The organism is Brachybacterium sp. Z12, from assembly GCF_014400405.1.
GTDB lineage: Bacteria > Actinomycetota > Actinomycetes > Actinomycetales > Dermabacteraceae > Brachybacterium.
Genome location: NZ_CP060496.1, coordinates 2,687,660 through 2,705,888, shown reverse-complemented (window position 1 = coordinate 2,705,888; position 18,229 = coordinate 2,687,660). Strand labels below are relative to the sequence as shown.

Genomic DNA, 18,229 nt, shown 5'->3' with positions numbered 1-18,229 from the left:
GCCCCCTCCTGTGAGGGTGCAGGCTTCGTAGGCTGTCACCATGACCGATGCCGCCCCGAACGCCTCTCTCGACACCCCCGCCGAGACCGCTGGACGACCCGAGCTGCCTCAGCACCGCAACCCCCTCGGCAACCTCCTGCGCGGGCTGCTCATCGGCGTGGTGGAGACGGTGCCCGGGGTCAGCGGCGGCACCGTCGCCCTGGTGACCGGCATCTACGACGAGCTGATCGACGCCGGGCACCACCTCACCGGTGCTGCCCGCCGCCTGCTCCTCGGCCCGGACCGCATCGCCGGGATGCGCGAGCACCTCCGCGCGATCCCCTGGGTGCTGGTGATCCCGCTGATGATCGGGATGGCCGCGGCGGTGTTCACGGTCGCCGGTCCCATCGCCGGGCTCGTCGAGGAGCACCCCCAGACGATGCGCGCGCTGTTCCTGGGACTGGTGCTCGGCTCCGTGCTGGTCCCGGTGCGGCTCTCCGGCGGCTCGTGGCGCACCCCTGAATACCTCCGCTTCGGCCTCGGCGTGATCGCGGGTCTGGCGGCCACCTCCCTGCCCACGACGTCGCTCGAGCCGAGCCCCTGGATCATCGCCCCGGCTGCCGCGATCGCGATCTGCGCGCTCGTGCTGCCCGGACTGTCGGGATCGTTCATCCTGCTCAGCCTCGGCCTGTACCAGCCCACCCTCCAGGCCGTCGACGAGCGGGACCTGCGCTACATCGCCTGGTTCGGGCTCTGGGCCTGCGTGGGCCTGGTCGTGATCGTGAGGCTGATGCGCCATCTGCTGGTGCGCTACCACCGCGGCACGATGGTGGTGCTCTCCGGCGTGATGGTGGGAGCGCTGCGCAGCCTCTGGCCCTGGCAGGGCACGACCGGATCGCTCCAGGCCCCCGCCTCGGACTGGCCGCTGCTGCTGGGCATCGGCGTGCTCGGGATCCTTGCGGTCCAGCTGCTCGTCCTGGTCGAGGCGAGGAAGGCCGCGCGCACGCGGTGAGCTGGGCGGCTCCGCCACGTGCCCGGGGCGGAGCGGAACCGCGTCCGGGACAGGATCGGCCCGCTCAGCGGGCGATGATCTGCGGCAGAACCCGGCCCGCACTACGCTGACCACATGAACGACTCCGCCGCAGCCGCCGATTCCACCCCCGCCGTCGACCTCGGCGCTCTCCAGGTCGCCGTGATCGGCGCCGGGAACATGGGCGGACCCGTCGTGCGCACGATGCTCGAGGCCGGGGTGAGTCCGCAGCACCTCCGGATCGCGAACTCGAGCACCGCCAGCAGCGAGCGTGCTGCTTCCGAGCTCGGTGCGAGCGCCGCCTCCACCCGCTCCGAGGCACTCGAGGGGGCCGACGTGGTGGTGCTCGGCGTCAAGCCGTACCAGATCCTCGATGTGGTCACCGAGCTGCGCGATGAGCTGCCCGCAGGTGCCGTCGTGATCTCCTGGCCGCGGGCATCACTCTCGCGCAGATCCAGCAGGCGCTGCCTGCAGGCGTCGCGGTGGTGCGGGCGATGCCGAACACTCCGATCTCGGTGGGGGAGGGAGCTGTGGGTCTGATGTGCGGCAGCTCCGTCACCGATGAGCAGCACCAGCTGGTCCATGCCCTGTTCTCGCGTGCGGGCGTGGCCGTGGATATCACCGAGGACCAGGTCCACGCCTTCATCGCTGCCGCAGGCTCCTCGCCGGTTTCGCCTTCGCGATCATCGAGGCGATGACCGAGGAGGCGGTGCGCCAGGGGCTCAAGCGCGACCTCGCCGACTCCCTGGTCCAGCAGACCCTGCGCGGGGCGGCGACCATGCTGATGGAGTCCGGTGCGCATCCCGCCGTCGCCAAGGCCGGGGTGTGCAGCCCCGGCGGCACCACGGCGGAGGGTTACGCCGCCTTCGAGCGGGAGGGCGTGCGGGCCGGACTGGCCGAGACGATGGCAGCAGCCGCCCGGAAGTCCCGCGAGCTGACCGAGGGCTGAGCGTCCGGAGCGGCCCGGACGTCGGCGTGCCGGGCCCCGTCATGTCATGCGCGGGCCGATGGTGATGTCAGCTGGCAGATGTGCCGACTGGCATCACCATCGGCCCGCCGGCGACATCCCCGCGCGCCGACACCGGAGATCTCAGGGTCGCTGCGAGAACTTCTCGATCAGCTCGGTGCGGCCGGAGACGATCAGCAGGTCGTGGGCGGCGACCATCGTCTCGGGCACCGCATAGGTGAAGTCCTTGCCGGGGACTTCACCCCCACCACGGTGACGCCGTACCGCTGGCGGATGTCGGACTCGGCCAGCGTCAGGCCCTGCACCTCGTGCGGGGGATGCATCTTCACGATCGCGAAGTCGTCATCGAATTCGATGAAGTCCATCAGGCGCCCGTTGACCAGGTGCGCGACCCGCTTGCCGGCGTCGGCCTCCGGGTAGACCACGTGGTGGGCGCCGATGCGCTGCAGGATCCGGCCGTGGGCCGAGGAGATCGCCTTCGCCCAGATCACCGGCTTGCCCAGATCGACCAGGTTCGCGGCGATCAGCACGCTCGCCTCGATGGTGGTGCCCACGCCGACCACGGCGATCGAGAAGTCCGCGGCGCCCACCTGGTCGAGCACCTCGGGCTGGGTGGCATCGGCACGCACCACATGGGTGAGCTGCCCGGAGTACTTCTGGACCAGGCCCTCGTCGGTGTCGATCGCGAGCACCTCGGTGCCGAGCTTCTCGAGGGTCAGGGCGATCGAGGCACCGAATCGGCCCAGGCCGATCACCAGCACTCCTTCATCGCGTGCTCTGCGTGGCATGGGCGCTCCTGCGAGGTGGGGCTCACGGCGGGCCGAGAGCGGGGCGGGCACAGTCTAAGCACGGCGTGTGCGGTGCCTCCGGTGCGGAGACGAGAGGTCAGCCGACGATCGGGCGTTCCTGCGGGAGCTGGATCATCCGCACCCGGGAACGGACCGCGAGGGCCGCGCCGAGAGTCATCGGCCCCAGGCGCCCCACGTACATGCAGGCGATCAGCACCCATTTCGCCTCATCGGGCAGAGCCGCGGTGATCCCGGTGGACAGCCCCACCGTGCCGAAGGCGGACAGCGCCTCGAACAGCGTGGCGTCGAGCGAGTAGGGCGTCATCCGCAGCAGGAGGAAGGTCGCCAGGAACACCATGGTGGCGCTCATGACCAGCACCCCGATCGCCTGCCGGATGGTCTCGTGGGGGATCCGGCGCCCGAACGCCTCCACCTCCGGGTTGCCACGGATCTCCGCCCAGATCGAGAGCATCAGCAGCGCGAAGGTGGTGACCCGGATACCGCCCGCGGTGGAGCCGGACCCGCCGCCGATGAACATCAGCAGGTTCGTCAGCAGGCGCGATTCTGCGGTCATCTGGGAGACGTCCAGGGTCGCGAAGCCGCCGGAGCGGGGCATCACGGTCGCGAACCCGGCGCCGAGCAGCTTGGTGCCCAGGCCTTGCCCGCCGAGCGTCGCGGGATTCGACCACTCCATCGCCAGGTAGCCGACGAAGCCGAGCCCCAGCAGCAGCGCGGTGGTGGACAGGGTGAGCTTCGCGTGCAGGCTCCAGCGGCGCGGTGTGCGCAGCTTGCGCACCACCACCAGGATGACCGGGAAGCCGAGCGATCCCACCAGGACCGCGAGCCCGATCGGGATGCTGAAGAAGGGATCGCCGAGGTACTGGGCGGTGCCCACCGCCTCGGGCACGAAGCCGGCGTTGTTGAAGGCACTGATCGCGTAGAAAAGTCCCAGGAACAGATTCACGGATCCCGTGCTCGGTGATGATCATGTACGGCGCCAGCGCCACGAAGGTCGCGAGTTCGAAGGCGGTCGAGGTGATGAGGATGATCCTCAGCACGCCGCCCACCTCGGCGAGGCGCTCCGCCCGAGTCTCCTGCGCGGTGATCACGCGCTGGGCGAGGCCCAGGCGATGCATCACCGACAGGCTCAGCAGCGAGGCGACGGTCATCAGGCCGAGGCCGCCGAGCTTCATCGCGATCATGATCACGGTGAGACCGAAGGTGGACCAGTGGACACCGGTCTCGACCGTGACCAGGCCCGTCACGCAGATCGCGGAGACAGCGGTGAACAGCGCATCGATCAGCGCCGTGCGCTCGCCGCCGACAGTCGCTGCAGGCAGCGAGAGCAGCGCCGTGAACACACCGATCAGGAGCGTGAACACGCCCAGCGCGACCCGTGCCGGGGTGGGCTTGAACAGCGCCCTGAGATGGCCGCGCCAGCCCGGGCCACGGCGTCGGGCACGAGAGATCGCACCGCGTCGCCGCGCTTTCTGTGTCCCGAGCCCGCGCATCGTGCTCCCGTCCTGGTCCCGGCATTCGCCGGGAGCGTCGGCGGAAGTCTACGACCGTCGGCGCCCGGGAACGATCAGAGCTTCGCCGGGACCAGGGGCGGGAGGCGTCGGCGCTGGGTACGCTTCGGGACATGCCCGACGATGTGCCCGCCCCGGACCCCTCTCGCCCTGCCGTCCCTGCCACGGGGGTGGTGTGGGAGGACGCGCTGTGCGAGTACGACTTCGGCCCGTACCACCCGATGGCCCCGATCCGCCTCGCCCTGACCCACGAGCTCGCCCGCAGCACAGGACTGCTCGAACGCCCCGGCGTGCAGATTTTCCATGCTCCGGTCGCGAGTGATGAGCAGCTGGCACGAATCCACTACCCGGAGTACATCAAGGCCGTCAAACGGGCCTCGCGGCCGCTCGAGGAGATCACCGCCCAGGAGCTCGATCAGCTGATCCGCTTCGGGCTGGGCGGCGATGACGTCCCGCCGTTCCACGGGATGCACACCGCCTCCGCCCGGATCGCGGGCGGTTCCCTCGCCGCGGTCGAGGCGATCCGCTCGGGACGGGTGCGGCGGGCCGTGAACTTCGCAGGCGGTCTCCACCACGCCAAACCCGCGACGGCGTCCGGGTTCTGCGTCTACAACGACGCCGCCCTCGCCATCCGCCACGCCCTGGACGCGGGGGAGGAGCGGGTGATGTACGTGGATGTGGACGTCCACCACGGCGACGGCGTGGAGCGTGCGCTCTGGGACGAGTCGCGCGCGATCACACTGTCCGTCCACGAGACGGGGAGCGGCTGTTCCCGGGCACCGGCTTCGTCCAGGACTCCGGCGGCCGCGGCGCCCCGGGCACGGCGATCAACGTGCCGCTGCCCTCGCGCACCACCGCCGACGGATGGGTGCGCGCGATCCGCGCGACGGTCCCGGCCCTGGTGCGGGCGGTGCGGCCCACCCTGCTGGTCACCCAGCACGGCGCCGACACCCACCGCCTGGACCCGCTGGCGGACCTCTCGGTCTCCCTCGAGGCGCAGCGCGAGGTGATGCTGCTGATGCGTGAGCTGGCCGACGAGGTCTGCGAGGGCCGCTGGCTCGCCCTCGGCGGCGGCGGGTACGCGGTGATCGACGTGGTCCCGCGCTCCTGGGCGCATCTGATCGCGATCGTCACCGGCGAGGCGATCGAGGCCGAGGCCGCTGCCGCAGGCGTTCATCGAGGCCGCCGGCGCCGCCCGCGAGTCCCATGGGCTCTCGCCTGAGCCGGGCCTGGTCACCTTCGGGGACGGGCGTCCGCTCGCGGCCCGGGGCTGGGAGCAGGGCTTCGATCCCGAGGACGGACTGGACCGGGCGGTTCAGGCGGTGCGGCGGGCCGTGTTCCCTGAATGGGGCCTGGACCCGTTCCTGGACTGAGCCCGGGTGCGCGCCCTGATCCACGCGAGTGGAATCCCCCTGCGCGCCATCGAGATGCCCGGATCCTGCCACAATGACGCAGAACACCTGAGAGCATCGATCGAGGGGGAGACATGACGACTCGGACCACCCAGGTGCTCGACGCCTTCGCCGAGCATCTGCGAGACCTCGAGCTGCCGCTGCCCGTCGAGGGGGCGGACCAGGCCCGCGCCGAGACCGGCGCCGTCCTGTCACAGCTCTCCGATCACGTGATCCCGCGGCTCGAGTCGCTCGATGCGCCCCTGCTGGTGGTCATCGGTGGATCGACCGGTGCCGGCAAGTCCACCCTCGTCAACGCCCTGGTGGGCCATCCCGTCACCCGCTCCGGCGCGATCCGCCCCACCACCCGTCGGCCGGTGCTGCTGCACCACCCGGCCGACGAGGCCTGGTTCACCGGCACCCGCATCCTGCCCGGCCTGGCCCGGGTCCACGCGGGCCAGAGCAACGACCCCGAGGCGCCCGGGGCCGCCGACACCACCGGTGACATCGACCCGGCGACCTCCCTCGAGCTGCACGCCCAGGACCGGGTCCCGCAGGGGCTCGCCCTGCTGGACGCCCCGGACATCGACTCCGTCGCCGCCGGGAACCGGGAGCTCGCGAGGCAGCTGCTGCGCGCCGCGGACCTGTGGCTTTTCGTCACCACCGCCAACCGCTACGCCGACGCTGTGCCCTGGGAGGTGCTGCGCACCGCCGCGGAGCGGGACGTCACCGTGGACGTGGTCATGAACCGCATCCCGGACCGCGAGGGCGTCGCCGAGGAGCTCGCCGAGGACCTGCGCGCCATGCTCGAGCGCCACGGGATCGAGGCGGAGAAGCTGTTCCTCGTCCCGGAGAGCGAGCTCGACGCCGACGGCATGCTGCCCCCGCGGTGATCACCGAGCTGAGCGACCGCTTCACCGCGCTCGCCGCGGACGAGGTGGGCCGCGGCCGCATCGCCCGGCGCACCCTGGCCGGAGCCGTCGACGGCCTCGCCGGCTCGGCGGACAGGCTCGCGGAGCACGCCGCGACCCAGGACGCCGAGCGCCAGCAGCTGCGCGAGCAGGCGATCGAAGCTTTCTCCGGCGCCCGCGAACGGATCGAGGAGGCGCTCGGCGACGGCTCCCTGCTGCGTGGCGAGGTGCTCTCCCGCTGGCAGGACGTGGTGGGCACGGGCGAGTTCTTCCGCAGCGTCGAAGCCCTGGTCACTCGGGCGCGCGACCGCGTCACCCGCACGCTCAGCGGCGAGCCGGCACCGGCGATCGCCGCGGAGCAGGCCCTGGGAACGGGGCTGGTGCACGTGGTGATCGACGAGACCGCCCGCGCCGCCGAGCGCGCCGACTCCGCCTGGCGGTCCTCCGCCGCGGGCCGCCACCTCTCCGAGGGGCAGGACCTCGCCCGCATCCCCGACGGCTACGCCGAGGAGGTCTCCGCCGCGATCCGCGCCTGGCAGGGCGATGTGCTGGATCTCGTGCGCTCTGAGGGCGCCGACCGCCGCACCAAGGCGCGCCTGCTCTCCCTCGGTGTGAACGCGGTGGGCGTGGCGCTGATGGTCGTGGTGTTCGCGTCGACCGCCTTCATCCCCACCGGTCTCGAGATCGGTGCCGGCGCCACGACCGCCGTCGTGGGCCAGAAGCTGCTGGAGACGATCTTCGGCGACGAGGCCGTGCGCAGGATGGCGGCGGCCGCCCGCGAACGCCTCACCTCGAGGCTCGATCAGCTGGTCGCCAGCCGCTCCGGACCCTTCCTGGACCGGCTCGACGAGCTCGGGGAGGTCGGCTCCGCCGAGCTGCTGCGGAAGGACGCCGAGGCGCTCACCCGGCTCGGCCAGGAGATCAGGGAGGACGCATGAGCCCGCTGCTGGGTCGCGCCGCGACCGCGCCCGCCCCGCTGATCGAGCGGATCGAGGCCCTGGGCCGGGCCGCCGACGCCCTCGACGGCATCGCCCCGAGCGCCGACATCACCACGGCGCGCGAACTGCTCGAGCGCGTCGACCGCCGCCGCGCCCTCTCCGCCGAGCACACCGTGATCGGCCTGTTCGGAGCCACCGGTTCCGGCAAGTCGTCCCTGGTCAACGCGCTGGTGGGCAAGGAGATCTCGAACGCGGCGGTGCGTCGTCCCACCACTGCGGTGCCGGTGGCCGCCGTGGTCGGTGCCGCGGGCAGCGACGCGCTGCTGGACTGGCTCCAGATCGAGCAGCGCCATCTGCTGGACGGCACCGATGCCGAGCTCGCGACCGCCGCGCAGCGCCCGCCGGCCGGCCGTCGGGCCCGTCGTACCCACCAGGCCGACGCCCCCGGCATCGTGCTGCTGGACCTGCCGGACCTCGACTCGGTCGAATCGGCCCATCGCGCCGTCGCCGAGCGGATGAGCGGACTGGTGGACGTGATCGTCTGGGTCACCGATCCGCAGAAGTACGCCGACGCCGTCCTCCACCAGGAGTTCGTCCAGCCCTTCGCCGGGCACGACGCGGTCACGGTGCTGGTGCTCAACCAGATCGACCGGATCCGGCAGGACGAGCGCGAGCCGGTGCTCGACTCTCTCGCCGGGATCGCCCGGGCCGACGGCCTCGAGCGCGCCCCGGTGCTCGCGACCTCCGCGACCACGGGGAGGGGGTCCAGGAGCTGCGTGAGCACCTGGTGACCATCGCCCGCAGCCGCGAGGCCGTGGTCGAGCGGCACCGCGCCGATGTGCGCGCAGCCGCCGAGGCGCTGCAGGAGGCCGCGGATCCCGCAGGGCTGCCCGATCGGGTCACGCCCGTGCAGATCGACGCCCTCGTCGACGATCTGGCTGCGGCGGCGCGGGTCGAGCCGGTCGCCCAGGCCGCCGGCGCCTCCTATCGTCACCGCGCCGCGCGCAAGGTGGGCTGGCCGCCCCTGCGGTGGGTGCGCGAGGTGCGCCCCGATCCGCTGGGCCGGCTCGGCATCGGCCGGCAGCGGGACGGGGAGGGCCTCGAGCGCACCTCCCTGCCCGAGCCGGACGCCGCCACCCGTGCCCGCGCCGCCGGCGGGTGCGCCGCTTCGCCGACTCCGCCTCCGAAGGGGGCAGCGACCCCTGGCGGGCCGCGGTGCGCGCCGCCGCGCGTTCGCGCGAGGACGAGCTGGACGGCGCCCTGGACCAGGCCGTCGCAGGTGCCGATCTGCGCTCTCGCAGCACCTCCTGGTGGTGGCCCGTGCTGGATGTGCTGCAGTGGCTGGCCCTGCTCACCTGGGTGGTGGGCCTGGGCTGGCTCGCGCTGAATGCGGCCCTGGCCTTCCTCGGGCTGCCCCCGCCGCCGATGCCCATGGTCCGGGAGCTGTGGATCCCGATCCCGCTGCCCACGGCGCTGGTGGTGCTCGGCATCGCCGCGGGCATCCTGATCGGCATCGCAGGCGGTCTGACCGCGGCACTGGCCAGCTCCTGGCACCGACGCAGGGCGCGCCGTGTGCTCATGGAACGGGTGCGGGAGGTGGCCCAGCGAGAGGTGGTCGACGAGGTCGAGTCGGAGCTGGCCAGGGCCACCGGGACTGCGAGGGATCTCGCATTGGCGCACGGCTGAGCATGCAGAAGCGCCGTGTAGGATGGCTGGTCGACCGTGGCGTCGGGCCCGCACGGAGCAACACGGATCGTCTGTAAGCATTCACAGCGTGCATCTCAGCGTTCCGCCGTGCAGTCTCCGCGGGCCGCGCATTACCTGATCCGCTGCACCACCAGCAGGCATCGACCTGCAGAACTGAGGCACCTATGGGTTCTGTCGTCAAGAAGCGACGTAAGCGCATGTCCAAGAAGAAGCACCGCAAGCTGCTTCGCAAGACCCGCCACCAGCGTCGCAACAAGAAGTGATAGCTGAGTGACATGTGACGGCCCCCATCTCGACGAGATGGGGGCCGTCGCACGTCCAGGCGCTGTGCGCGCCGCCCGCGGGGTTGTGCACCCCGGCCGCGGGGCTCAGGCGCGGCCGGTCAGCCGGCGCCACCAGGGACGCTTGCGCAGGGCGGCACGGAGCTGCTCGGCGTCGACCCGATACTTCGCATGGACCTTGCTGTCCACGATGATGACCGGCACGTCGTAGTCCCAGTCGGCCTGCAGCTGCGCGTCCTCGTCGATGTCCCGCACCTCCACGGTCGAGCCGACTCGGTCCGCCTCGGCCCGCACCACCGGCAGCGCGTCCTCGCACAGGTGACAGCCCTCACGGGTGAGGTACAGGACCCGAGCCTGCGGGTCGGTGGGAGAAGGGATGCGCGGGGTGGTCATGGAGCGAACCTTATCGAGGTCGGGCCAGCAGGAGCAGGGACGCCGACGGGCCGCCCGCGCAGTGCGGACGGCCCGTGCATCTCACGCGGCGCAGGGCGCCGGGGAGAGGGGAGGATCAGGCGGCGGTCGGAGCGGTGAACTCGGCCTCGATGAGGATCTTCACGTTGTCGCCGACCATCACGCCACCGGCCTCGAGGGCCGCGTTCCAGGTGAGGCCGAACTCCTTGCGAGAGATCGTGGTCTCACCGGTGAAGCCCGAGCGGTAGACGCCGAAGGGGTCGGTGGCGGCGCCCTCGTAGGTGAAGTCCAGCTCGACCGACTTGGTGATGTCGCGGATGGTGAGGTCCCCGATGAGCTTGTCGCCCTCGACCTTGGTGGAGGTGAAGGTGATCTCCGGGAACTTCTCAGCATCGAAGAAGTCGCCGCTGCGCAGGTGGTTGTCGCGGTCCGGCTGGGCGGTGTTGATCGAGGCGGTCTTCAGCGAGGTGTTGAAGGCGAGGTTCTCGCCGCCCTCACCGACCTCGAGGGAGCCTTCGATGTCGGTGAACTGGCCGCGGGCCTTGGAGATGCCGGCGTGGCGCACGGTGAAGGCGGCGGAGGTGTGGGCGGGGTCGAGGGTCCAGGTGCCGGGGGTCAGGTCCGTCATGATGCGTCTCCTTGGAGTTGAATGGGGTGAGGTGTCCGGAAGTCGGCCACCGCGCTCTTGCTTGAAATATAAACTAAAGTCAGGGATGATGGCAAGTGTCGGAACTCCGGAAAGAGGACAACGTGACGCATGACACGACAGGAACAGTATCGAACGATCAGGCTTCGACGCCTGAGGAGTTCTGGCTGACATCGACGGAACAGCTCGCCTGGCGCACCTACCTGTACGCCACCACGCTGCTGAGCGACAGGTTCAGCGAGGCGCTCCAGGCCGATCCCGAGGTCGACCTGACCCTCGGCGAGTACGAGATCCTGGTGCGGCTGTCCGAGGCGGAGAACAAATTCCTGCGCATGTCCGAGCTGGCCGACCAGGTCGTCCACTCCCGCTCGCGCCTGACCCACACCATCACCCGCATGGAGAAGCGCGGGCTGGTCGAGCGGGTGCGCTGCACTGACGACGGTCGCGGCCGCCAGGCCCAGCTGACCGACGCGGGCGCGGCCATGCTCGAGCGTGCCGCCCCCACGCACGTGCGCTCGGTGCGCGAGCAGCTGCTGGACGTCATCGGCCACGACGACCTCCTCGAGCTCGGCCGCATCCTGTCCAAGACGCTCGATGACGACGCCCCCGTCGCCGTCGGATGTCCGGCACCTCACCAGAGCGCCCCCGCGCCCCGCTGATCCGGAGGTTCGATTGGTACCGTGAGGCCGCTCGGGTGTGATCCCGCAGCGCGACAGCGAAAGAGGACACCACAGCCATGACCACCACCACGGTCCACCTCGTCCGCCACGGCGAGGTGCGCAACCCCGAGCGGATCCTGTACGGACGCCGCCCCGGGTACCGGCTGAGCGACCGAGGTGAGCAGATGGCCGCACTGGTCGGCGAACACCTCGCCGAGGCGGATATCGCCGTGGTCCGCTCCTCCCCGCTGCTGCGCGCACAGCAGACCGCCGCCCCGATCGCCGCCCCGCACGGGCTGGACGTCACCACCGACCAGCGCATCATCGAATCGGGCAACCACTTCGAGGGCCATCGGATGGGCCACGGCGAGGCGAAGCTGAGCGATCCGCGCAACTGGCGCTGGTTCATGAACCCCTTCCGTCCCTCCTGGGGCGAGCCCTACCGCGAGCAGGTCGCGCGGGTGGTCTCCGCGGTGCACGATGTGCGCGCCGAAGCCGAGGGGCGCGAGGCGGTGCTGGTGCTCCACCAGCTGCCGATCTGGGTGACCCGCCGCAGCGCCGAGGGCAAGCCCCTGTTCCACGACCCCCGCCACCGCGAGTGCGGACTGTGCTCGGTCACCAGCCTCCGCTTCGTGGGCCCGCACCTCGCCGACGTCAGCTACGCCGAGCCCGCCGCCGCGCTGTACGCCGGGGCGGTCGACGCCACCGGAGGCAAGCTCACGTGAGCGCCCGGACCACACGGCCGGGCATGCCGGCGCTGACTCGACGGTCCCTGCTGGGCGCCGCCGGAGGAACCACCGCAGCGCTGCTGCTGGCCGCCTGCGGCACCGACACCGGAGACCGCTACGCCTCCGGGGACTCCGGCTACGTCTCCGGCAGCGGGGTGTCCACCGAGATCCCGGCCGCTGACCGCGCCGAGCCGCTCGAGTTCTCCGGCACCTCCTATGACGATGAGGACCTCTCCGCCGCCGATCTGCGCGGAGAGGTGCTGGTGCTGAACGTCTGGTACGCCTCCTGCCCGCCCTGCCGCAAGGAGGCCCCCGACCTCCAGGAGATCCACGAGGAGTACCTCGAACAGGGCGTCGCCTTCCTCGGCGTCAACGTGCGTGACGCCGCCGGCCCGGCGCAGGCCTTCGAGGAGAGCTACGGCATCACCTACCCCTCGATGCCCGATCCGGACGCCGAGATCATGTACGCTGCTGCGCGGGCAGGTCGCGCCCAACGCCGTCCCCTCCACCCTGGTGATCGACCGCGAGGGCCGGGTCGCCGCGCGCATCTCCGGCGCCGCGGACCCCTCGGTGCTGCGCGCGATGATCGACACGGTGGTCGCCGAATGATCCTCGCCGAGGTCGGATCCGCTTTCCAGGCCACCGCGATGTCCGGTTCGCTGCTGCTGGCGCTGGCCGTCGCCGCGGCCGCCGGGCTGGTCGCCTTCCTCTCGCCCTGCGTGCTGCCGGTCGTGCCCGGCTACCTCGGATACGTCTCCGGGCTCGCGGGCCAGAGCGCGGTCGGTCCGGGGAAGCCCGCCGGCGGCAGGCGTGCCCGGCCCGCCACCGGGCGGATGCTCGCAGGCAGCGGGCTGTTCGTGGGCGGCTTCGCCGTGGTGTTCATGATCCTCGGCGGTTTCGCCGGGGCGCTGGGATACCTGCTCCAGGAGCACGCCGTCTGGATCAACAGGGTCGCGGGAGCGATCGTGATCCTCATGGGCCTGCTCTTCATGGGGTCTTCCCGGGCCTGTCGGCCACCCGCCCGGTCTCCTCGAAGCGTCCCGACGCGGGACTGCTCGGCGCTCCCCTCATGGGTGTGATCTTCGGACTCAGCTGGACCCCCTGCATCGGTCCCACCTACGCCGCCATCATCGCCCTGTCCCTCGACGGGGAGGGGACGGTGCCGCACTGCGCGGCGCCGTGCTCGCGCTGGCGTACTCGCTGGGCCTGGGCATCCCCTTCGTGGTGTTCGCGCTGCTGTTCGAGCGGGCACTGGGTCTGAGCAAGAAGCTCGCCGCTCACCGTCGGACCATCGGACTGCTCTCCGGAGCGCTGCTGATCGCGATCGGCGTGCTGCTGATGACCGGGGTGTGGACGACATGGATGACCGAGCTGCAGGGCCTGATCGGAAACTTCGAGCCGGTGGTGTGATGAACGACAAGAACGCGACCCCCACCGAGAGCTCGGGTCCCGCCCCCGGCACGAGCGGCTCCTGGAGCAGCAAGCCCGAGGTCGACGGCACCGCTCCGGTCAACGTCCCCGGGCTGGGCCCGAAGGGCACCCTGCTGTTCCTCTGGCGCCAGCTGACCAGCATGCAGACCGCGCTGATCCTGCTGATGCTGCTGGCGATCGCCGCAGTGCCCGGTTCGCTCTACCCGCAGCGCAGCGTGAACCCGGGCCTGACCGACCAGTTCCTCGAGGAGAACGGCCGGTGGGGAGAGATCCTCGATGCGCTGGGCTTCTTCAACGTCTTCTCCTCGCCCTGGTTCTCGGCGATCTACCTGCTGCTGTTCATCTCGCTGATCGGCTGCATCATTCCGCGCGTCGGCGTGCACCTGCGGCAGCTGCGCGCGAAGCCGCCGCGCACCCCTCCCGCCTGACCCGCTTCACCGGGCACACCCGGATCGAGCTGCCGGGCGCGGACCCCGACGCCCTGATCGAGCAGGCGCACCGGTCGCTGCGCCGCTCCCGGTACCGCGCCGAGATCCGGGAGGAGAAGGCATCCCGCTCCGTCAGCGCCGAACGCGGCCTGTTGCGCGAGACCGGGAACCTGGCCTTCCACATCGCGCTGGTGGGCGTGCTGGTGTGCATCGCCGGTGGCCAGATGACCAACTATCGCGGCCAGATCACCGTCATCGAGGGCTCCGGCTTCTCGAACTCGCTGACCCAGTACGACTCCTTCGAGTCCGGCGCCTGGTTCGACGAGACGGAGATGCCGCCGTTCCGCTTCACCCTCGAGGACTTCCGCGCCACCTACGTCCAACCCGGCGAGTCCGGCAGCGTCGGCGAGCCCCGCTCCTTCGAGGCCGACATCGCGGTGACGACCCCGGTGAGGAACAGCTCTCGCAGACCATCCAGGTCAACAAGCCCCTCCACGTCGACGGGGCATCGATGTACCTGCTGGGCAACGGTTACGCTCCCGAGGTCACCGTGACGGACCCCGAGGGCACCGTGGTCGCCGAGGGCCCGATCATCACCGTCCCGCTGGGGGACATGGGCTACTCCTCGCAGCTGGTGATCAAGGCCCCGGACGCCCGCCCCGAGCAGACAGCCGTGGTCGGCTTCTTCCTGCCCACCGGCACCATCGACGAGCAGGGGCCGCGCTCGCTCTACCCCGACGCCCTGGACCCCCAGCTCGCGCTGACCGTCCACCAGGGAGACCTGGGACTCGACGACGGCATCCCGCAGAACGCCTACGAGGTCGACGTCAGCACGCTCACCCCGGTCGCGGGCGAGGACGGCGACCCGGTGCTGATCCGTCTCTACGCCGGGCAGGAGTATTCTCTGCCCGATGGCACCACCGTGAGCTTCGACGGGCTGCGCCGCTACGCGGCCTTCGACATCGCCCACGACCCGTTCGAGCGCTGGGTGCTGATCAGCTCGCTGGTCGCCGTCGGCGGACTGATCCTCTCCCTGTTCGTCCCTCGCCGACGGGTGTGGGTGCGGGTGCGCCCCACCGAGGGTGGCGCGGTGCTCGAGGTCGCAGGCCTGGCGCGCAGCGACGACCCGATGCTCGAGGAGGACGTGCAAGCTCTGGCCTCGAAGCTCTCGAGCGCACAGGAAGGCCCCCGGATGCGGAGCCCGGCCAGGACCGGGGACGGTCCTCTCAGGCCCCGGATGACACCTCTGAAGGAAGTGCACAGTGATCAATGAGCAGCTCGCGGAGCTCTCGAATCTCTCGCTCGTGGTGGCGATCGTCCTCTACGTGCTGGCCATGTTCGGCTTCTCCGCCGATCTCGCCTCGCTCTCGCAGCGGCGCAGCGATCGACGCCTCGCCGCGCAGGAGTCGCCGGACGGGGCCCGTGTCCTGCACGGCGCGGCCGTCACCGCCGGCGGTGCCAGCACGGCCGGGACGGACGGTCGCAGCGGGAGCACAGGCGGCCTCACCGCGCCCACCGATGGGGCAGGAGAGCGAACTCCCGGCACGATGACCGCGCAGAAGTTCGCCTTCCTGCTCGCCATCGCCGGGACGCTGCTGCATGTGGTGGGGGTGGGGGCCCGTGCGGCCGCGACCCAGCGGGTGCCGTGGACGAACATGTACGAGTTCGCGACCACCAGCTCCGCGCTGGTGATGGTCGCGTTCCTGGTGTTCAGCATCAAGCGCACCGAGCTGCGGGTGCTGGGCACCTTCGTGGTCAGCCCGGTGCTGCTGGTGCTGCTGCTCGCTCAGACCTTCTGGATCGTCCCCGCCGCCGCGCTCACCCCCAGCCTCCAGAACTCCCACTGGCTGATCATCCACATCGGCATCGCGATCATCGCCACCGCCCTGTCGATCCTCGGTGCGGTGGTCGCCGCCCTGCAGCTGCTGCAGGCCCGGCACGAGCGCGCCCTGGTGGAGAAGGCGTCAGCCGGGGAGGACCTCCCCGAGCACTGGGGTCGCTTCGGCCATGTGCTGGATCGCCTGCCCTCCTCGACCGTGCTGGAGTCGCTGAGCTTCCGCATCCACTCCACCGCCTTCGTGTGCTGGACCTTTACCCTCATCTTCGGCGCGATTTGGGCCCGTGAGGCATGGGGACGCTTCTGGGGCTGGGACCCCAAGGAGGTGTGGACCTTCATCATCTGGGTGATCTACGCGGCCTACCTGCACGCCCGTGCGACCGGCGGCTTCCGTGGCAGCCGCGCCGCCGGGCTCGCGCTGGCCGGTTTCGTCGCCGTGGTGTTCAACTACACCATCGTCAACACGGTCATCAACGGCCTGCACTCCTACTCGGGGCTCTGAGCCCGGAGCCAGCGAGCAGGCACCGTGCACAGCGGCCCGGGACGGTTCCTACCGTCCCGGGCCGCTGTTCTCATCGGTGCACCGGGTGCTCTGGCGTTTCGATGCACTGAGTGCTCTCGGGGCTGGTGGGGCGCGGCTTCGAGGGGCCGTGCCAGGGCGGTGCTCAGGCGTGCGCGCTCAGGCGCTGCGGCCGTCCTCGCCCGGGGCGGCATCGCCGCCCTCCTCCGTGCCGGGGCCGTCGCCGTCCTGCCCGCGCTGATGCTTCTCGCGACGCTCACGGCGGATGTCCTCGTCGAGCTTGCGCAGGAAGTCCGGATCCTCGTCCGGGGCGAGCGGGCCCTGGCGGTGGGGGCGCCCGCCGTTGCCGGGGGAGCTGCGGTCCTTGCCGACGAAGAGCCAGGTGATCGGCCCCACCCAGGGGATCAGCACGATCAGGACGATCCAGGCCCACTTGGGCAGCCCTCGGATCTTGTCGTCCTCTGTCTGCACGCAGTCAGCGAGCGCGAAGACGGTCAGAGCGATGGAGAGAACTGCAATAACGCCGCGGGCCATGCCCGAAGTGTAGGCAACGGACCTGATCGCCGTGTGGGGGCGAGCGGCGATGTGCGGGCACAGGTGGGCGAACTACTCTGGACCCATGCGTCATTTCCTGCTCTACGCCGTGATCCGCCTGGGACTGTGGGTCCTGCTCTGGTGGTTGCTCACCCTGCTGGATGTCGGGGTGATGCTGGCAGGCGTGCTGGCGGCGCTGATCGCCATGCTGATCTCCATCCTGTTCCTGGACCGGTTGCGGGATGCCGCGGCGATGCGCTGGAAGGCGGCCGACGAGCGCCGGGCCCAGCGCCGCGAGAAGGAGATCGACGAGGACGCAGAGTTCGAGGACTCGCTGCTCGACAGCGCAGCGGCGCCGGACCCCGACGGAGAGGGCAGCGCCCCGGAAGATCCCTTCGGGGAGAACCTCGAGGGGGAGGACGATGCCGCCGGACCTGGCGAGCTGCCGGACCTCGCGGATCCGGATGCCGACGGGGCTGACGGGATCGACGGGGCTGACGGGACTGACGGGATCGGCGGGGCCGACGGTGTCAGAGGAGCAGGCCGATGAGCAGCAGCACGGAGTAGACGAGCTCGAGCTGCCCCGTCCTGCCGAGCACGGGGATCAGAGCCTTCCCCTGAGCGCCGCGCAGCACGGTCTGCACGGGGCCGATCGCCAGCGGCAGCGCCAGCAGCACGAGCGCCACCGGCAGATGCGCCACGATCACCGGCACCATCAGGGCGAAGGGGGCCAGCAGGGCTGCGGTGTACAGCAGCCGGGTGCCGCGGTCGCCCAGCCGCACCGCGAGGGTGCGCTTCCCGGCGATGACATCGGTGGGGATGTCACGCAGGTTGTTGGTGAGCATCAGCGCCACGGCGAGCAGACCGATGGCGACCGAGGCGAGCAGCGCCACCCAGGAGGGCTGCTGGGTGATCGCATAGGCGGTGCCGTTGACGGCGACCAGGCCGAAGAACACGAACACGAAGAGCTCGCCGAGCCCCAGGTATCCGTAGGGCTTCTTGCCCCCGTGTAGAACCAGGCGGCGGCGATCGCTGCGGCGCCCACCACCAGCGTCCACCAGATCTGGGCCAGTGCGATGAGCGCGAGGCCGAACAGCCCGCCGAGGGCCAGGGCGAGGATCGCAGCCCGCTTGACGGTGGCGGGTGCCGCCGCTCCGGAGCCGGTCAGGCGGAAGGGCCCCACCCGGTCATCGTCGGTGCCGCGGATCCCATCGGAGTAGTCATTGGCGTAGTTCACGCCGATCTGCAGGGAGAAGGACACTGCGAGGGCTAGCAGCGCCCGCGGGATCACCAGCGCCCAGTCCACGTCACCGTGCACGCTCTGCAGGTGCCAGATGGCCGCGCCGGTGCCGGCGGCGACCGGGGCGAAGGCCGCCGGAAGGGTGCGGGGACGGGCGCCCTGCACCCACTGCGACAGGCTGGCCATCGTGCTCCTCGAGGTTCGTGTACGGCACCGCGCCGTGCGACGGCCCCCACGAGGATACGTCGGTGCCGCAGCCCGGGACCGGCCAGTG

15 protein-coding genes and 8 pseudogenes are annotated in these 18,229 nt (G+C 71.0%); 17 read left to right on the top strand and 6 right to left on the bottom strand.

The annotated features are described in order from the left end of the window. Positions 1-40: 40 nt before the first annotated feature. From H3H54_RS14280 to H3H54_RS14265, 4 genes are all read left to right on the top strand, one after another. A complete protein-coding gene (locus H3H54_RS14280; RefSeq protein ID WP_262424379.1) occupies positions 41-991 on the top strand; it encodes a DUF368 domain-containing protein in 951 nt (316 codons plus the stop codon). 114 nt (positions 992-1,105) lie between these two features. Further along, on the top strand, positions 1,106-1,549 hold the full coding sequence (locus tag H3H54_RS14275) for a pyrroline-5-carboxylate reductase (protein WP_262424378.1): 444 nt from the start codon (positions 1,106-1,108) through the stop codon (positions 1,547-1,549). Further along, a complete protein-coding gene (locus tag H3H54_RS14270; RefSeq protein WP_262424377.1) occupies positions 1,549-1,707 on the top strand; it encodes a hypothetical protein in 159 nt (52 codons plus the stop codon). The genes H3H54_RS14275 and H3H54_RS14270 overlap by 1 nt, the downstream gene beginning before the upstream one ends. Beyond that, positions 1,704-1,958: a pyrroline-5-carboxylate reductase gene (locus H3H54_RS14265; RefSeq protein ID WP_262424376.1), complete on the top strand. Its 255-nt coding sequence runs from the start codon at positions 1,704-1,706 to the stop codon at positions 1,956-1,958. Before H3H54_RS14270 ends, H3H54_RS14265 begins: the two co-directional genes overlap by 4 nt. A gap of 141 nt (positions 1,959-2,099) precedes the next feature. Here H3H54_RS14265 and H3H54_RS14260 read toward each other — a convergent pair. Both H3H54_RS14260 and H3H54_RS14255 read right to left on the bottom strand, forming a co-directional pair. Next, a pseudogene (locus tag H3H54_RS14260) lies at positions 2,100-2,764 on the bottom strand (potassium channel family protein). 97 nt (positions 2,765-2,861) lie between these two features. Continuing rightward, positions 2,862-4,275: pseudogene (locus H3H54_RS14255) on the bottom strand (TrkH family potassium uptake protein). 131 nt (positions 4,276-4,406) lie between these two features. Between H3H54_RS14255 and H3H54_RS14250 the strand changes: the two are divergent. The 5 genes and pseudogenes from H3H54_RS14250 to H3H54_RS14225 all read left to right on the top strand — a co-directional run bounded on the left by H3H54_RS14250 (position 4,407) and on the right by H3H54_RS14225 (position 9,503). Beyond that, positions 4,407-5,666 (top strand): annotated as a pseudogene (locus tag H3H54_RS14250) (acetoin utilization protein AcuC). Positions 5,667-5,779: 113 nt separating this feature from the next. Further along, a pseudogene (locus H3H54_RS19700) lies at positions 5,780-7,533 on the top strand (dynamin family protein). Next, positions 7,530-8,324: a dynamin family protein gene (locus tag H3H54_RS14235; protein ID WP_262424373.1), complete on the top strand. Its 795-nt coding sequence runs from the start codon at positions 7,530-7,532 to the stop codon at positions 8,322-8,324. The pseudogene H3H54_RS19700 and the gene H3H54_RS14235 overlap by 4 nt, the downstream one beginning before the upstream one ends. 367 nt (positions 8,325-8,691) lie before the next feature. Then, the gene (locus tag H3H54_RS14230; RefSeq protein ID WP_262424372.1) at positions 8,692-9,219 is read left to right on the top strand and encodes a hypothetical protein; all 528 of its coding nucleotides are present in this window, start codon (positions 8,692-8,694) and stop codon (positions 9,217-9,219) included. A gap of 185 nt (positions 9,220-9,404) precedes the next feature. Beyond that, on the top strand, positions 9,405-9,503 hold the full coding sequence (locus H3H54_RS14225) for a 30S ribosomal protein bS22 (protein ID WP_019174583.1): 99 nt from the start codon (positions 9,405-9,407) through the stop codon (positions 9,501-9,503). A 105-nt stretch (positions 9,504-9,608) separates the two neighbouring features. Here H3H54_RS14225 and H3H54_RS14220 read toward each other — a convergent pair whose 3' ends face one another. Both H3H54_RS14220 and H3H54_RS14215 read right to left on the bottom strand, forming a co-directional pair. After that, a complete protein-coding gene (locus H3H54_RS14220) occupies positions 9,609-9,914 on the bottom strand; it encodes a glutaredoxin family protein (protein WP_262424371.1) in 306 nt (101 codons plus the stop codon). Between the two features lie 115 nt (positions 9,915-10,029). Then, a complete protein-coding gene (locus tag H3H54_RS14215) occupies positions 10,030-10,560 on the bottom strand; it encodes a YceI family protein (RefSeq protein ID WP_262424370.1) in 531 nt (176 codons plus the stop codon). A 122-nt stretch (positions 10,561-10,682) separates the two neighbouring features. Between H3H54_RS14215 and H3H54_RS14210 the strand changes: the two genes are divergently transcribed. The 7 genes and pseudogenes from H3H54_RS14210 to ccsB all read left to right on the top strand — a co-directional run bounded on the left by H3H54_RS14210 (position 10,683) and on the right by ccsB (position 16,163). Beyond that, on the top strand, positions 10,683-11,237 hold the full coding sequence (locus H3H54_RS14210; protein WP_262424369.1) for a MarR family winged helix-turn-helix transcriptional regulator: 555 nt from the start codon (positions 10,683-10,685) through the stop codon (positions 11,235-11,237). Between the two features lie 77 nt (positions 11,238-11,314). After that, positions 11,315-11,962 (top strand): histidine phosphatase family protein, encoded by a 648-nt coding sequence (locus H3H54_RS14205; RefSeq protein ID WP_262424368.1) that lies wholly within the window; start codon positions 11,315-11,317, stop codon positions 11,960-11,962. 23 nt (positions 11,963-11,985) lie between these two features. Then, a pseudogene (locus H3H54_RS14200) lies at positions 11,986-12,574 on the top strand (TlpA family protein disulfide reductase). Next, positions 12,571-13,375, top strand: a pseudogene (locus H3H54_RS14195) (cytochrome c biogenesis CcdA family protein). Before H3H54_RS14200 ends, H3H54_RS14195 begins: the two co-directional pseudogenes overlap by 4 nt. Beyond that, positions 13,324-14,378, top strand: a pseudogene (locus H3H54_RS19695) (cytochrome c biogenesis protein ResB). Before H3H54_RS14195 ends, H3H54_RS19695 begins: the two co-directional pseudogenes overlap by 52 nt. Continuing rightward, positions 14,336-15,097, top strand: coding sequence for a cytochrome c biogenesis protein ResB (locus tag H3H54_RS14180; RefSeq protein WP_395962853.1), 762 nt, complete (start codon positions 14,336-14,338; stop codon positions 15,095-15,097). The pseudogene H3H54_RS19695 and the gene H3H54_RS14180 overlap by 43 nt, the downstream one beginning before the upstream one ends. Next, on the top strand, positions 15,087-16,163 hold the full coding sequence (gene ccsB, locus H3H54_RS14175; protein ID WP_262424366.1) for a c-type cytochrome biogenesis protein CcsB: 1,077 nt from the start codon (positions 15,087-15,089) through the stop codon (positions 16,161-16,163). The genes H3H54_RS14180 and ccsB overlap by 11 nt, the downstream gene beginning before the upstream one ends. A gap of 177 nt (positions 16,164-16,340) precedes the next feature. Here the strand turns inward: ccsB and H3H54_RS14170 are convergent, their stop codons facing one another. Then, on the bottom strand, positions 16,341-16,715 hold the full coding sequence (locus tag H3H54_RS14170) for a PLD nuclease N-terminal domain-containing protein (protein ID WP_262424365.1): 375 nt from the start codon (positions 16,713-16,715) through the stop codon (positions 16,341-16,343). A gap of 85 nt (positions 16,716-16,800) precedes the next feature. Here H3H54_RS14170 and H3H54_RS14165 point away from each other — a divergent pair, with 85 nt between their 5' ends. Next, positions 16,801-17,265, top strand: a complete 465-nt coding sequence (locus H3H54_RS14165; protein WP_262424364.1) for a DUF4229 domain-containing protein — start codon at positions 16,801-16,803, stop codon at positions 17,263-17,265. On the opposite strand, the pseudogene H3H54_RS14160 reads toward H3H54_RS14165, so the two are convergent. Continuing rightward, positions 17,246-18,141: pseudogene (locus H3H54_RS14160) on the bottom strand (1,4-dihydroxy-2-naphthoate polyprenyltransferase). The gene H3H54_RS14165 and the pseudogene H3H54_RS14160 sit on opposite strands and share 20 nt — an antisense overlap. Positions 18,142-18,229: the final 88 nt, after the last annotated feature.

Excerpts from the sequence above, each read along its gene's own strand:
- H3H54_RS14265 (WP_262424376.1), top strand. The coding sequence starts at position 1,704 with ATGACCGAGGAGGCGGTGCGCCAGGGGCTCAAGCGCGACCTCGCCGAC.
- H3H54_RS14170 (WP_262424365.1), bottom strand. The coding sequence starts at position 16,715 with ATGGCCCGCGGCGTTATTGCAGTTCTCTCCATCGCTCTGACCGTCTTC.
- H3H54_RS14205 (WP_262424368.1), top strand. The coding sequence starts at position 11,315 with ATGACCACCACCACGGTCCACCTCGTCCGCCACGGCGAGGTGCGCAAC.
- H3H54_RS14220 (WP_262424371.1), bottom strand. The coding sequence starts at position 9,914 with ATGACCACCCCGCGCATCCCTTCTCCCACCGACCCGCAGGCTCGGGTC.
- H3H54_RS14215 (WP_262424370.1), bottom strand. The coding sequence starts at position 10,560 with ATGACGGACCTGACCCCCGGCACCTGGACCCTCGACCCCGCCCACACC.
- H3H54_RS14165 (WP_262424364.1), top strand. The coding sequence starts at position 16,801 with ATGCGTCATTTCCTGCTCTACGCCGTGATCCGCCTGGGACTGTGGGTC.
- H3H54_RS14270 (WP_262424377.1), top strand. The coding sequence starts at position 1,549 with ATGTGCGGCAGCTCCGTCACCGATGAGCAGCACCAGCTGGTCCATGCC.
- H3H54_RS14225 (WP_019174583.1), top strand. The coding sequence starts at position 9,405 with ATGGGTTCTGTCGTCAAGAAGCGACGTAAGCGCATGTCCAAGAAGAAG.
- H3H54_RS14275 (WP_262424378.1), top strand. The coding sequence starts at position 1,106 with ATGAACGACTCCGCCGCAGCCGCCGATTCCACCCCCGCCGTCGACCTC.
- H3H54_RS14180 (WP_395962853.1), top strand. The coding sequence starts at position 14,336 with ATGTACCTGCTGGGCAACGGTTACGCTCCCGAGGTCACCGTGACGGAC.
- H3H54_RS14280 (WP_262424379.1), top strand. The coding sequence starts at position 41 with ATGACCGATGCCGCCCCGAACGCCTCTCTCGACACCCCCGCCGAGACC.
- H3H54_RS14235 (WP_262424373.1), top strand. The coding sequence starts at position 7,530 with ATGAGCCCGCTGCTGGGTCGCGCCGCGACCGCGCCCGCCCCGCTGATC.